Below are 14,454 nucleotides of genomic sequence, written 5' to 3' on the forward strand. Positions count from 1 at the left end.
TCATCCACCATCTGCCCAACACTACTCATTCACATCCACCGCCCCCAGCACGGCCACCTGACTCGCTGTCATCTCGATATTCTGGTCACTTACACCGTTCACGGTAAGCTCCGAATAGTCGATAATGGGCGGAATGTCCAGCAGGATCGCAGCAATGCGAGTGTAACGAACGAGCGGATCGGCAAAAGCCAACTGTTTCAGATACGCGGTCACCCCGCCCTCAATCAACGCCCTCACATCTGCCAGTGTGGCATCACTTGCCAGCGTCAGCTTCACCTGAATGTTCATCGGCACTTCCTCAGCTGGCATCACGGACACCACTGGCCCCGCGGGCGCAACACCTTCACCTTGCCCATCCTGCGTTGGATCTACGTACTTCTGTACGGCCGCCACCAGATCGGTACCCGCAGCACGTTTGTCCGTGTCCAGCAGATACAATCCCACCGTACCTGGTCCCTGCCATAACGGAATCACACGCGTTGCACCAACACCTGGCACTTCACTGGCCCATTGCACATATTGCGACTTGTTGCCGCTTGTCCCTTGGTTGCGGACTTTGGCATAAAAACGCTCCAGAAGCGCTGTATCTGCCTCAATATCCGCACCGCCTTTGATCACATCAACGTTCGTGACAGAAGTCACGCCACTTACAGGTGTAGACAGCACAGTTACCGTGCCCGCAGGCACATTGCTCTCTTTTCCAGCAACAAGCGCTCGCACGCCTACCACCCCAAAGCCCTCTGCATCAAGTTCCACACGTCCTACCGTCTCATATTCGAGCGAAGCTTCTGCAGATACTTCATCCGCGAGCGTAGCCACGACCGTTCCAGCAGGCACCACTTTCCCCGGCGTACCTATGAACCTCACAGCACCCTGAGCCGCCACCGCAGCTCGCCGTGTAATGCCATGCTCTCCCGCCCGCAGATCCAGCTCTTCCGAACGAAAATTCGGATCACTGCTCGCAGCCGTACTTGCAAACCCACGCCGCAGCAATTCCTGCGCCCACAAAGCCGCCTCAGACAGCATAAACGCTACCGGGGCCTCCGCATCCCACAGGAACGAACCCTCCGATTTATCCAGATCCGCGGGCAGACGATCCAGCATGCGCTGCATAATCTGTTCCTCCGTCTGGTCCTCCAAATAACGCGGAATCTCAGCCATCCCGTCAGATCACCTCACTTTCCAGAATAAACATCTCTTCCTGCACACTCGCCACCCGGCACGAGAACATGCACTGCTCCCGATTCCAACCAAACGTGAACTGGTCTACCGAATCCGTGCGTGGATCAGCCAGCAACGTCTCCGTCACCATCCTGGTAATTTCACTTTCCATCACGCCGCGACTATCACCATGACCCACCAAATCCTCCAGTTCCGAGCCATAGTTCCGGGAGTAAATCACATGTCTGTACCGCGGCGTCTTCACCGCCTTGATGCACCATTGCACCCAGGCTTCACGCCCACCAGCTGCAGCAACTTTGCCACTCGGAGTCAGTACAAAATCCCCCGCATCGTAATCGAATCGCCAGCTCCGCCCAAAGCGAACCTCTTCCGAAGTCGCCCCCGACAGATCCTCCTCATCTCCCCAGACCACACCCGTTTCCGGGAACAAACTAGGCATGCGCACTCACCACCTTACACAGCACCACAATGTCGTTACCGCCATTCACCCGCATCGCCAGTACGCGATCTCCCGCCTTCAATCCTTTACCAAGAGACCACACCGCTTCTTCCACTTCCTCTTCTTGCAAAAGAAACCGTCCCGTGCCCGTCGTTCCGCCGTTTGCCACGTCAGATATACCCGAGATCGCGCCAGTAGCCTCGCGCTCCGGCAATCCAAGCGTGCCCGGCAACTCGGCCACGAGATAATCCTGCACTTCGTGCTTGAAATCATCCAGCTTCACGCCGGATGAGGTCATCGTACCCAAAACCGCGCCCAGACCACTCACGGCCTGACGGGAATGTGTACTCATCGCACCCCGCATAACGTCGGCAAAATGCCCATACGGATCATCTTTATTCAAGGTAATACCTCCTTTTCACCAGCTCAGCCGTCCCCAGCTCCAACGTCATTGTTCCAGGCCCGGCAGACAGATCACGGCTTACCGACATGACGATCAACTTCAGCCCTTTTAACAACACTGCGTCCCCGGCGCGAATCGTATTGATATCCGGAGCGGAGATTGTAAACGTCTCCTGAATACCTGTGAGCTTGCTTTTTGCCAGCTTCTTCGCGGCGGCGGCTGTTTTCACCTGATCATCCTCGATCAGTTTTTGCAACGTACCTAGCTGCTCCGTATCACTCTGCTCAATCGCCAGCACTTTCGAAGGTACCTCTTTGCCACTACCACCGGACTCCGACGCTGCCATCACTTTAACTTTGGTAACCGCCCCTTCGAGCGTACGCATCTGGGTCAGATCAATTAGTCGATCAAGTTCATACACCTTCGCATTACTTCCGACCTGAAAGAGCTGTAACCCGCCGGGCGTCATCCGTGGATGGTACATGTCCCCGCCGGACTTTGCCGTTTCTTTCAGATCGGCAAACATCATCGAAAAGATTGTCTGTGAACGATACACGGCTTTTCCCAGCTTTGTCTTGGTTTCCGGCAATGTAGCGTATGGAATTTTCCACTCTTTGGCGTAGGTTTTGAGTCGTTGCGTAGCAGTCTGATCCTTCGGCAGCAGGAACTCATCCTCCGACTTTTCCAGATAAATCATCCGGTCGTACACCGTGAGAGACAGCCGCTTGGTGCCGCTGTTCGAGCTTTCTACCTCCCAGATCACCGCAGGATGCAACAGATGAACCATGGATTTTTCGCCAAAAGGAACCCCGCTAATCCGCACTACCATGCCCGGTGAGATCGAAGGCAGACCGGAAGACGCAGACACCGCCAGCCGGATGTTGGCCTGATAAGCAATCTGGTCGAGCGAGTCCTTCAGTGTAATCGTCTCCACCAGCTTGGTGATGTCATATTTGTCGTCGACAATGACCTTGTAGGTCATGGCATCACCAGCTTTTGTCCGGGCTTGATCCGGTTCGGATCACTCCCGATGATCTTTGCGTTAAGCTTGTAGATCTCGTTCCATTTGGAACTGCTGCCCAGCTCCAGCTTTGCTATTTTGGACAGGGAGTCACCAGATTTGACGGTGTAGGTCTTGCTGTTTTTTTTCAAATCGGTACGAGAACCTGACTTGCTCCCGGATGCCGCAGAGCCCACCTTTTCCACCTTGGAATCCCGCCATGTGCGCAGGGTCAGGTCGAAATAAATATCCCCTGTCTCCCCCCCACGAAAGCTCGAATTAAGCGAAACAATAAAAACAGGCACGTTCACGCCCGTCTCTGAAATGATGAAACGCAGCGGCTTTTTGGAGATCAGAAAGGTGTTCAACACATTCATCGCCACACGTGGATCCAGAAAAGATTTTTCATCCATGCAATAGGACGGATCAAATCTTTTTGGAAAAAAAGAAGAGAAGGTGATCTCCTTCACCTTCTCCCCTTGTGCAAAATCAAACTCGCCATGCTCCAACATATTGACCGTTTCATACCCTTTGGACCTGGAAATATTAACTTCTTCAGGGTTCACTGGGAATTGAAATGGAGTGTTGCCGTCCTTCAACGTAAATGACATTTTGTTAGGACCAACTTTATCTTCAAGTACTGACATATCTGCGGCCTCCTTTCTGCTTAGGCCATAATTGTTTTGCGATTTTGCATCGCACGACGGAACTCGTTAGAGATCCGTTGCCCCACCTGGTGAGAAACTGCGTCATAATCAATCGCATTTTCGCGCACGGTCACCTGCACCGCACCTGGTGGAATATTGATCGCAATCTGATTGGTAGTTTCGGTTTTGAAATCCTTCAAGTATCCGGACAGACTGCTCATCTGGTCTTCAGATATCTGTACCGTCATCGTGGACGATTTCCCATTCGTCTGCGCACCGTTACCAAGCGCCATCGCTTGGCTCTGCATCATGCTTGTTCCCATGAATCCAGCAGATGTAGGCTGACCGACTTTGCTGTTCATATAAGCCGTTGGGCCTGTCATGGTCAGTGTCGGTGGCATATAGGCAGGTGCCATCTGCGGGCCTGTTGCAACTGGAGACGGTGCAGCCACCGTTGCTGCCGAGACCGTCTTTTCTTCTTTTTTGGAACCAAATCCAAAGAAGCCGGATATGCCATCCGTGATTTTTTTTGTTTTCTCAGAAACATAATCAGCTGCACCCGACAATGCATCCCCTACACCCTCGGTAGCACTAGACATAAAGTTTCCAATATCCTTCGCTTTGTCTCCAATCCAGCCGCCTGCTGCACTTCCGGCCCAACCACCTACTGCACCACCAACCCATGTCCCGATGCCAGGCAAAAGAACGCTACCGATGGCGCTACCAATCGCAGTACCTGCTGTGCCGCCAATCATCGAACCCACAGCACGGCCACGCTCTTCCGGGGGTGCTGTCGCTACATTTGCCACATCAGCAAGCATGCTGATGGGTCCAAGCAACCTTTTTGCTCCTTTGGCAAAGCCACTACTTAAATTATCCATCAATCCATTACCAGCCAGCATGTCGGTTAAAGATCCCAATCCACCATCCGCAAATCCTAATCTACCGCTTCCTCGTATTCTTCTACCGCCTCCCCTATTACGGTTGCGATCGGCCGGAGGAGTTGGAGTATCAGGTACAGGATTGGGTACTGGTGATGGGCCCCGGTTCGAACGATTACTAGACCTTCTACCGCTTCGGTAATTTCGTCTTCCACGATCTGATCCACCACCATCCGCATTCGGTGAACGAACTCTACGGTTTTTGCCCATCTTTCCACCTGTGCAACAGCAGCATTTGGATGCTGGACTTCTGGTTGGATCTGATGCAGGACTTTCTTCTTTTTTCTTTTTGAACAAATTGATAATTTTACCAACTTTATCAATGATGTTATCAAAAATATCATTGAGGTTATTAAAAAATTCCATCCAAGTGTTAGCCTTATCAATCCAGCTATCTTCTTCTTTCGCATTGTTAGTGATATTTTTATTATTTTGAATCACGACAGCCATAGTTGGTCCAGTTGGCCCAGCTTTGCCCATCGCCACTTCGATCTTCTGCCGAACCTCAAGCGATACTGTGCCTGAAGCCGTTACCATCTGGTCTCTGAATCTATTCAGTTTAACCCATGCGCGATCCAGTGCCGGACTCAGCTTATCAATCAACCCAATCGTTGGTGTGATTCGCAGCCTGCTGATTCGCACAGCCATACTATAAATATGCTCCAACCTGCGTCCAGTCGTTCTCAGTTCATTGTTCACCTTAATCAGACTCTGATAACGAACTCTGCCCAGACGTTCGGTTGAGCGTTGGATCTGATCCAGATAACGAAGGGTTGTCCGCATTTCCGCATTAGATTTAGACAAACCTACAATCATTTCTGCCATTTTTTCACCTCCTGCCCTATTTCGTTATCGATTCATTTGCGAGGTTATTGCTGCCATCTCTTCTTCCGAGAACGCAATCAACAGCGAGCGCTCCCCGCGTGGCAAAGACCAGAACTCTCCGGGCCGGAGATGATGACGTACCCACATGTGATACAGGAACGTGGTCATCCCGCCGGAGTGAATCAGTTTTTTAGGTCTTCAATCTCCACACCAAAGCCGGACAGCTCCAGCACTTTATCACCTACGGCATCCAGTTCACCAGCCAGCAACATACGACGTACCGCCTGTTCGCCACCGGACAACTTCATGCGGCCGGTAATGCGTGTGTCACCCCAGCCGGACAATTCCAGGCTGCGGACTTTCAATTTCACCGTTGCTTCGGAAATGAGCAGCGCGTTAAATGTTTCGGTATCCACCTTTTCCTCGGTGCGGCCTTTGGTCGTTTTACGAATCGTACAGCGTTCGCGAATGTGATCCACTTTGGAAGACGTCAGTCCACGCAAGGTCAACAACAAATCCAGACGCTGAATCCGTACATTTTCTTCTGGCAAACGTTCTGCAGCTTCAAACAACTGGTCCAAAATTTGTTCTTCGGACATATTTTCATTCATACTCATCGGGGTTAATCTCCTTCTCATTTCACAAATGGGTTTATCTATGCCAGCTTCCAAGCCTGTAGAGACAACAAAGAGACCGAGATCATCTCGGCCTGCATTGGTGTCCATATGATATGAAGTAACTATGCAATCATGATTGAGCAAACTAGCTCAATCACTTGCCTATTTCAAAGTTTAGTTCGCCACGATCGGATTCAGCAATTCAAATCCTTCAAATGTAAAGCCCGTTTCCTCCGGTATTTCCTCACCCGCTGTCCAGTTGGCAAGCTGGATTTTATCCACCATGCAACCTCTCAGCAATACACTCTCATGTCCATACGATTCAGGGTCGTTCAGCTTGGAAATAATCTCGAATTTGGTGAAGCCGCGCTGGATCATATCCGAAGTGACTTTGTAGCCCGTCATCGTGCCTGTTCCTTTTTTCGCGCCATTCTTGTGCACCTTCCAGTCGTTACCAACCAGGTTCAGCTCACGCTTTTCAATCTCCACACTCGCTTCCAGCTTGTTAATGTTTGTCTGCCACACACCATCGATATGCAACTGACCATGGGTACCTAGAATTACTCTTGACGCATCCAACATATATTTTCCTCCTTGGGTTGGTTGAACTAATAAATATTACACGGTATAACTCCGCAGTCAGAACAATCTTCCGATCGCTGTTATCCCCAGATTTTTTTGATTCCTTTTCAAAAAGGGAAAATCCGGTGATAAAGGCGAGCGCTTCGCTTCTTCAGATTTTTTCTGCCCTCTCCGTTATCGTGTAAACCATCAGTTCAACATATAGTAATTATTCTAGAAACCTTATTGCACGTAAAATGTACCAAACAACTGCTCCATCACATCCGTCAGCTTCACATTCCATTGCAGGAATACTTGATCTGCTTCCGGTTTGAGAACTGGTGCCGCGCCATAATATGCCGGGTCAAGAATGACATCATAACCGTCAGCTTCAATCACATTGCTCTGTGCGAGCAGCGCCAAATAGGCCTTCATGGCACTAATCAGTGCCTGACGACCCTCTTCGGTATTGTTCACTTTACCGATATACGTATCTTCCGCAGAACGTTGCAGATCCGTGTTGATGGCATCCAACACACGAATGGAACGGATTTTTTTCCACGCATTATTCTGCCCAGCGGCCGGAGTTACCAGTGTATTTACACCGCGGAGGGCTTTCACCTGACGTCCATCATGGAAGAAAATAAATACACCATTCTGTACTGCCTGCTCCTGTTCTGCACGCGTCCAGCGACGTGTCACATCATCGAACGGAGTAGCTGCATAGGTTGTGGATTGGTTCAGACGTTGTCCGGCGATCAGACCTGCAACATAGGCGGATGTTTCCGCAGAGCTGTAGAATGCATCTCCAAAGCGCACGCCTGTACCGACATTAATCACACCTTCATGGTTCAGCGCAAGCGAACGTGATGCTGCTTTTTGTGCTGCTGTAGCAGAGGTATCGTCCGCTGCGGAACCGCCAAATACAGCCACCACCGGTTTACCTTCACGACGCACACGTTTCACCCATGCCGCAAAACTCGCAAGCAGAGGTGCATCTGCCGCCTGATCCAAAGCCAAGACGTCGAATTGCTCCCCTTCCAGCGCACCCTGTACTCCAATGTACTCCGCATTGGTCAGGTCATCGTTGCCACTTACGCCGCCTTTGAATGCCGCACCCGCAACGGTAGCAACAACGCCAGTACCATCGCCAATCGCCTGAGCCGTTACCCAGACATTTTGTTCATCCGCGTTAATCTCTTTTGCCAGAGATGCTGCTGTAATATCCGCTGTCAGGAGCGCATACAACATCCGGTTACCTTCAAAAAGGCGCACTTCATGCTTCGTATTATCAATCACACCTGGCTGGATGGTGACGTAGAATCCATTTGCACGATCTCCCGGATACTTCGCATCCAGTTGCAGCACATTGGCATCACTGCTGTCCTTCAAAGTAAGCGTAGCTACTTTGGCCGCAGCACTTGCTACCCGATAAGCGAGTAACTTCTTCGGACCACCCAACAAGGCAAGTTTCAAGGACGTATAAGCCGTACCGTTGTCCAGCACATTCGCCGCATAGATACGTTCAATCGCCGCTTCACTCCCTACCTCAACAAAAGTCCCTACCGGACCCCAGTTGGCCTTGATTGGCACAACGACCGTTCCCCGCGTACCTGCCTGAATGGCCGAAGATGCTGCCGCCTGAAAATTCATATATAATCCCGGAAGGACCGGACGATTCGTTTGCTCCCAAGTTCCACCTGCCATTATCCCTTCACCTTCGCTTTCATAAATTGGTTAATTCGTTCTTGCGTTTCTTCAATGGAAAACGTCTCTTGCGCCGCTTCGTACAGCGCACCGTACAGCACCTCTGCCTTAACGGCAAAGAGGGCTTCTGCATGATTCATCAGTTCTGCCTGTGTATACCGCGGGGCTGTCTGTTTGCTTTTTTTCACCGAGCTTGCCATGGCCATCTCACCTCATTTGTTGGACTTCTAATTTCGTGAATTGATGATCTTTAAGCTTGATCTATGAATTTTTGATCCTATGAATATGAAGCTATAATATTGAAGCTACATCTATCATTTCAAAGCTATAATCTGGAACCACCTTTATATAGATGGTTCCTCTCAATTAACGTTTACTCCATGCCTTTGCTATGGTGAATCTCACGAATCAAAGGTACATTCGTACCCGGACGACGAATCCGCTGTTGCAACGTCAGGCGAATCTGACCGTTCAGATAGGCATCTGCCTGTAAATCTGCCGTGACTTCATCCACTGTGATATATCGCGTGTTACCTTCGTGCTCTTCGCCACCCGTTTCAGTGATGGCAAGACGAGATTGCACTGCAAGTTGCTCTACCAACCGAGTAACGGTCTGGCGTGTTAACACCGAATGATCGGTGAGCACATGCCCAATCCACTGTTGTCGAACCTCCAATGCCGAAGTACCCGCCACAGACGTGCTGCATCCGGCCAATCGCCATAACACAGACGGCATCTCATATCCTCTAGGCCAGACATCACCATATACCGACCAGTTCGAGCCAAGCTCTTGCTGTGTCCAGCCTTGAAGCGCAGCTAACCACGCGTCCTCTGTTTCAGCGAGGACAGCTCCCGATTCTTCGGGAACATACACCCCAAACCGTAGACTACGTGTGTGCATTCCAGACCCTGCATCCACCCGATCACTATCTGAAGAACCCAGATAGATACAGGTGAATGCCCCATCTGCTTCATCCACCAGCCTTACCTGGTGTAACCCTTCGATTAGAAGGGCTGACCATGCTTCCACTTGTTCAGCGCCTCCATCTTCCGGACGAGCGTATGGTGAGATTTTGATGATCCGTCGATATCCCGCCCAAGCAGACTTCGGCACTTCTTCGGCAAACGCAACCACTGCACAAGGCCCGGTTAACACTGCGCCTGACGCAGGTACATCCAGTACATGACCATCCCAATCTGGAACAAGTACCGCGAGTTTCTGTTTCAGCGTTTTTTTAATGATCGTACTCATTTTACTGGTACTCACGGTAGTGCTAATTTCATTTCTCATAGACACATTCATTTCGCCCCCTTTGGCTGCAAGTTTGAGATCTGCCCACACGATGCAGCGACAGTGCAGCAGCAGTAGACTCCCCCTTTTAACTCAGAGTCTGTATTGCTATCGAACCAGTAACGGGACTACATTCACCGCATCAAAAAGACCGGCCACTTGGCCGGTCTGTACATTAGCGTATGTGCTTTCGGTGCGTCCCTTGCTACTAATCCGATAATACAATCTTACACTCTTTTTTTCCTAGCGCGGATGGTGTTCCGTACGACTTCGGTGCGATTAAGGGAGTCGTTCGGGTGGAAAAAAGACGATTCTGCAATCATCATTTTAACGAATAAATAATTAAGCATTAAGTTCAATGAATTGATAAATTTATCCAAATATATTAATATTTCATTATCAAATTCATTGTCTCTTACGTAAAAGAAGGAGAAATACCTATGAGTAAAACATTCAAGATCACTTCACTTGTCATCTTAGTATTTATACTCGGGATATCCTGCTGGGCTTACATCGGACTGCTTGGTAATCCGCTCAAGAAAAGTGATGCTGAACAACAGGTAACCACTTACCTGATTGAACAGAAAGGTTACTCACCCGAACAGCTTATCGAAGTACAAGGTACTTACTCCTCAAAAAGTTCTGAAGCACCTTACGGTGCCTCAGTAACATTCGCGGATGAACTCGAAGCGAAGTATCAATATATCATTTTTAACAACGGAGAGATTAAGCAGTACAGTCATACCAGTGATGATCCCAAGCATGAGGAGCCCATGGTGAGATAACCGTTTAGTTCAGCGTAACCTGCGGGTTCAACGTAATCTCAAATGCACGCCCCCAAATGAAATCAGGATTCGCATTTTCCAGCAGCACACTGCCATACGTCGCATAGGACAATTCGTCATCACAAATCTGCTTAATCGCTACATTGCCTGTCTGGAAGGCTGTTTTATTCGCAAGCGCCGTTGTGTAAGTTTGCATCAAATCACGGAGCAATGTTTGCAAATGGGCATAGTCTTCCTCTGAGTTGAACAGCAACATATTTTGATCCGAAAGGGTAGCCACGTTGGTATACAGCGCATGGGCTCGGGAATACGTACGGATGTCCGCAATCGCTACCGCTTTGTAATAATAATCCTTCAGGAAACGCTTAAACAACAGCGAGCCATGCGCATTCATTGCATCTCGCAACTTATGCGCATGCTTCTCTGTTGTAATTAACGCGTACCTCGACTGTCCCATGCCTACGGCAATACCGATCTTGTTGCCCGGTGTATTCCAAGCACTGTATCCCAGAACCCGCCCGGTATACGGACTGTTTAGCAACGCTTCAGCAACATCAACATTGGCTGGTCCTTTACCCACAAAATCAATCAATACCGAAGGCAGACCTTGCTCACTATTCAGCGTCAATTGCTCCAACGCAGCCTGCACCTGATCCAGAGCGGTAATGGCAATAATCTCAATGTCGATGCCCGTGTTCTCCCCGGAATTACCTGGGTGACCCTTCGTCATACGATCCAGTTCGGAGGCCATGTCAAACGGGACAACTTGATCGGCTGCTACAGCCACCAGCTGTTCATTTTCCAAGCCAGCACCCACATCCGTCACCACCTCCGGTTCAGGATATGCCGAATCCGCTACAAGCACACCACCTACAATATCCACATGACGAACCACATTCTCGTGTACATCCATGTATTCATACGTGTTAATGATGGAATTGCCATGAGGACCAAAATATTTCACTGCGTAACGTGTCCTCGCCCCACCTCGGAACAACTGGTTAGCCATGCGAGCAACCAAAGCGTGCCCCAGACCATCCGCATCCGGCAAGATGATAGCACGATCCGGATTTTGTCCATTGGTTCCACCCAGCCATTCATTGATCCGCGCTTCTACATATTTGATTTCATTGATCTGAACACCCTGCGTGTTTGCATCGTCGACGCCAACCGCAAGGAAATCGATATAACCTGTGCGAGCCAGCTGATCCAGAATGTATAGATTTGTTTTGAATTTATGTTGTCTTGTATTGTAATACTGTTCTTTATCAAAATAGGTCGTTGTCCCATATTCCGCCCCATCGGGGGACAGGTTATATCCTTCGATAATATCCTCAAACTCAGTGTATGTCTGACGAGGCTGCTGCATCAACGCACGGGACTCATTATATGCATCGAGCGCCAAGCCATCTGCAAACGAGGTTGTAGCCAAACGCATGATGGTGTCCATGACAAATACGGGTTTGCGTGGATATTTCTGCTTGATCACCCGGATCACATCCAGCAAACGCGTGGTCTCATCATCGTATTCTGGATAGGCGCCTCCTCCATCTTCGCGGAGCTGACGACTGCCAATCAGACCGCCATAAGCGAGCATATCGGATGAGATAATGAATCCGTCGACCTTGGCAGCATGTTTCAGAATAAAGTCGTGAATCTTGGACGGTTTGCCATACACCGGCGTGGAGGTGCCAAGCAGCGTTGTGCCATCTACGGTTTTCTCCGAGTCCAGACGATTCTTAATATCACTCAGGTTCGGTGTAACGATATGGATACCGGCTGCTTTCCCTTGCACAATCACATCATCCAGATTCGCTGGACGATCATCCAGTGGAACATACAATACTATTTTCATATCACGTAGCCTCCTGTTATCTATATAAGTTGAACTACAGAATATTTACACTTGCCACTTCGATGACAGAACAACCTTCCGATCGCTGTTATCCCCGGATTTTCTTGATCCACTTATATAAAGGTAGAAATCCGTGGATAAAGGCGCAGTGTATGCTTCCGAAGTAGCTTTCTTGCAGAAAGCTTTTAGCTCCGCTTCTTCAGGTTATTTCTGTCCTCTTCGTTCTCGTGTAAATCGTTAGTTCAACTTATATATCTAGTCTTTAATACCCGATCAAGGCAAGGATGCAATCACCGAATTAAAAAACCGGCCCCATGGCCGGTCTGTACTTTAGCGTATGAGCTGTCAGTGTGTCTTCCTTGCTGCTGATCCGATAATACCATTTTACCGCCTTTGCCCACTCGCGCTGATGGAAATCGGGATGAATTACGCATGAATGTGGTCGTCTCCGTGGCGGTTAAATGTCGGTTTCTCGCGAGAAAATCCTATCGACAATCCAACCAAACCCATCCTGATGATGTTTATATGACATAAGTAGCTTTCAAATCCTACGAACAATAAAGGATGGATATGACGATGAAAAAGAGGTATTTCTTCTATCTTTGGATTTCTGTCACCAGTTATATGGCGGGCCCAGCTATGTATGCGTTGGCGATGTACATCTTATATCAGGAAACAGATGTTATAACAACATCTCTCATTGGATGGACCGCGGCAACATTCTTATCCGTTGGTATCCTGTTTATCCTGATTACAGTCATCATGCTACGAGTGTTCAACATCTATTATTTCTGGCTGCAAACCCTGCTCTTCGAGTTGTTTTTCCTTGTCCTCGTCTATATGACCACTGTTCTTCTTGGGGCTGGCAACAGGGGACTGCCCAAGCTGTCCTTTCTATCTACACCCGAAGGCATCTCCTTATGGATGTTCTGGGGGAGTATTGCACTTATGAGTTCCTGGGGAATATGGGCAGCGCGTCAGCCCGTACAAAAATCACCATACATGCTGGTGTCCAGAGTCATGCTGATCCTTTTTATCCTTGAAATTTGGCCCCGTTAAAAAGGTACAGGATGCCCACAATTCGGTAAACCAGAATAATGCTTACAAGGGGTGTCCGTTATGACGGACACCCCTTGTAAAATGTATGTTTTATCTCACGCGATGATATAACGAAAGTTCTCCCATGTTTCCGGTACAGGCTCCCCGTTCTTCGCATGATGATAGAAGCTGAACGGGAATTTGAATATATGACCTCCGTTCCAGTCACGGGAACGTCTATCGGTGAGCCAATATTCCAGCTCATGGGGGAGCGCCACTGATCGTTCCGCCCGTTCTAGTGGTAGCAGGTCTACAGGTGATTGCAATGTCGGCATCTCCTGTTCAATATCCACATCTCGGCTTAAGCGTAGTGCCTTCACCATGGTAAGGAAAGGCGGGATGCCTTTGTGGAATAATGCCGGATAACCCAATTCATATAATATGTTAAGCGCATGTCCATAGGTCAGCATATGACCAATCAGATCATGATGCGCTTCCGCGTGATATATGGTCTGGAACGCACCAAGCTCATCCAGAATCAGACGTGACAACTGAACTGGATCTTCGATCTCAGGAAAACCGTCGCTTTTTTCCGGCTTCAGACTGCGAATTTCTTTCAGCGTTGTGTTCATCCAAGATCTTCCCGGGATGGTTCGATCGAATGAATCGATCAGTTCAACCAGCCGACCAATGTCCTCCGCAGTGCCCCATCCATCCAGTTCGCGAATAGCTTTCAGACTGATTGCCCCGTAGATGGCCTGGTGTCCAACCCAGTGCAGCTCTCCAATCGTTCGATCCAATGCGTCCGTAATACGCGCTTCGGCATCTTCCCTAGGCATCATCTCACCAATCGGAGAGGTCTGACCAGGGCTGATTCCATGCTGGCGAAGCATGGCTTTTGCTTCGGCGGTAACACTGCCGGCGGCAAGGGCAGTGAGACGATTTTCCCGTACCCAAAAATATGCCGCAATCGCACCCGCCCCATAATGGGCGTGCCACAGATCTCCTGTACGTTCCCGACTGGAAACGATAATCGCAAGTCCCTCTTCCAACAAACGTCGATCCAAGCTTGCCACCACCCTTCATCATATGTAAGCCGATCAGAGAAACTATATAAGTTGAACTAAGATCTGTCCTCTCCGTTATCGTGTAAATTTAGTTAA

General features: G+C 49.3%; 16 protein-coding genes. 2 read left to right on the forward strand and 14 right to left on the reverse strand.

The features are described from left to right. Positions 1–21: 21 nt before the first annotated feature. The 12 genes from NSQ38_RS29590 to NSQ38_RS29645 form a co-directional block, all read right to left on the reverse strand. The gene (locus NSQ38_RS29590) at positions 22–1,161 is read right to left on the reverse strand and encodes a baseplate J/gp47 family protein (RefSeq protein WP_339785712.1); all 1,140 of its coding nucleotides are present in this window, start codon (positions 1,159–1,161) and stop codon (positions 22–24) included. A gap of 4 nt (positions 1,162–1,165) precedes the next feature. Further along, positions 1,166–1,621, reverse strand: a complete 456-nt coding sequence (locus NSQ38_RS29595) for a DUF2634 domain-containing protein (RefSeq protein WP_339785714.1) — start codon at positions 1,619–1,621, stop codon at positions 1,166–1,168. Continuing rightward, complete coding sequence (locus tag NSQ38_RS29600) at positions 1,614–2,024, reverse strand: hypothetical protein (RefSeq protein ID WP_145146389.1); 411 nt, start codon at positions 2,022–2,024, stop codon at positions 1,614–1,616. The genes NSQ38_RS29595 and NSQ38_RS29600 overlap by 8 nt, the downstream gene beginning before the upstream one ends. After that, positions 2,017–3,006 (reverse strand): phage portal protein, encoded by a 990-nt coding sequence (locus tag NSQ38_RS29605; protein WP_339785716.1) that lies wholly within the window; start codon positions 3,004–3,006, stop codon positions 2,017–2,019. Before NSQ38_RS29605 ends, NSQ38_RS29600 begins: the two co-directional genes overlap by 8 nt. Beyond that, complete coding sequence (locus NSQ38_RS29610; protein WP_339790769.1) at positions 3,003–3,635, reverse strand: LysM peptidoglycan-binding domain-containing protein; 633 nt, start codon at positions 3,633–3,635, stop codon at positions 3,003–3,005. Before NSQ38_RS29610 ends, NSQ38_RS29605 begins: the two co-directional genes overlap by 4 nt. A 56-nt stretch (positions 3,636–3,691) precedes the next feature. Then, positions 3,692–5,437 carry a hypothetical protein gene (locus NSQ38_RS29615; protein WP_339785719.1) on the reverse strand — a complete coding sequence of 582 codons (1,746 nt, stop codon included), beginning with the start codon at positions 5,435–5,437 and terminating at the stop codon, positions 3,692–3,694. A gap of 24 nt (positions 5,438–5,461) precedes the next feature. Continuing rightward, positions 5,462–5,584 (reverse strand): hypothetical protein, encoded by a 123-nt coding sequence (locus tag NSQ38_RS29620; protein WP_256337973.1) that lies wholly within the window; start codon positions 5,582–5,584, stop codon positions 5,462–5,464. 35 nt (positions 5,585–5,619) lie between these two features. Further along, the gene (locus NSQ38_RS29625; protein ID WP_017690174.1) at positions 5,620–6,054 is read right to left on the reverse strand and encodes a hypothetical protein; all 435 of its coding nucleotides are present in this window, start codon (positions 6,052–6,054) and stop codon (positions 5,620–5,622) included. A 174-nt stretch (positions 6,055–6,228) separates the two neighbouring features. After that, positions 6,229–6,636 (reverse strand): phage tail tube protein, encoded by a 408-nt coding sequence (locus tag NSQ38_RS29630; RefSeq protein ID WP_339785721.1) that lies wholly within the window; start codon positions 6,634–6,636, stop codon positions 6,229–6,231. A 222-nt stretch (positions 6,637–6,858) separates the two neighbouring features. Further along, on the reverse strand, positions 6,859–8,322 hold the full coding sequence (locus tag NSQ38_RS29635) for a phage tail sheath subtilisin-like domain-containing protein (protein WP_339785723.1): 1,464 nt from the start codon (positions 8,320–8,322) through the stop codon (positions 6,859–6,861). Further along, positions 8,322–8,522 carry a hypothetical protein gene (locus NSQ38_RS29640; protein ID WP_339785725.1) on the reverse strand — a complete coding sequence of 67 codons (201 nt, stop codon included), beginning with the start codon at positions 8,520–8,522 and terminating at the stop codon, positions 8,322–8,324. The genes NSQ38_RS29635 and NSQ38_RS29640 overlap by 1 nt, the downstream gene beginning before the upstream one ends. 173 nt (positions 8,523–8,695) lie before the next feature. Further along, on the reverse strand, positions 8,696–9,619 hold the full coding sequence (locus tag NSQ38_RS29645) for a hypothetical protein (RefSeq protein ID WP_339785727.1): 924 nt from the start codon (positions 9,617–9,619) through the stop codon (positions 8,696–8,698). 434 nt (positions 9,620–10,053) lie between these two features. Between NSQ38_RS29645 and NSQ38_RS29650 the strand changes: the two genes are divergently transcribed. Further along, the gene (locus tag NSQ38_RS29650; RefSeq protein WP_339785729.1) at positions 10,054–10,398 is read left to right on the forward strand and encodes a DUF3139 domain-containing protein; all 345 of its coding nucleotides are present in this window, start codon (positions 10,054–10,056) and stop codon (positions 10,396–10,398) included. A gap of 4 nt (positions 10,399–10,402) precedes the next feature. On the opposite strand, the gene NSQ38_RS29655 is transcribed toward NSQ38_RS29650, so the two are convergent. Continuing rightward, a complete protein-coding gene (locus NSQ38_RS29655) occupies positions 10,403–12,253 on the reverse strand; it encodes a DUF4127 family protein (protein ID WP_339785731.1) in 1,851 nt (616 codons plus the stop codon). 576 nt (positions 12,254–12,829) lie between these two features. Between NSQ38_RS29655 and NSQ38_RS29660 the strand changes: the two genes are divergently transcribed. Further along, positions 12,830–13,312, forward strand: a complete 483-nt coding sequence (locus NSQ38_RS29660; RefSeq protein WP_339785733.1) for a hypothetical protein — start codon at positions 12,830–12,832, stop codon at positions 13,310–13,312. Between the two features lie 95 nt (positions 13,313–13,407). Here the strand turns inward: NSQ38_RS29660 and NSQ38_RS29665 are convergent, their stop codons facing one another. Next, positions 13,408–14,358 carry a hypothetical protein gene (locus NSQ38_RS29665; protein WP_339785735.1) on the reverse strand — a complete coding sequence of 317 codons (951 nt, stop codon included), beginning with the start codon at positions 14,356–14,358 and terminating at the stop codon, positions 13,408–13,410. Positions 14,359–14,454 lie beyond the last annotated feature (96 nt).

The organism is Paenibacillus sp. FSL R7-0313, assembly GCF_037969885.1.
GTDB lineage: Bacteria > Bacillota > Bacilli > Paenibacillales > Paenibacillaceae > Paenibacillus.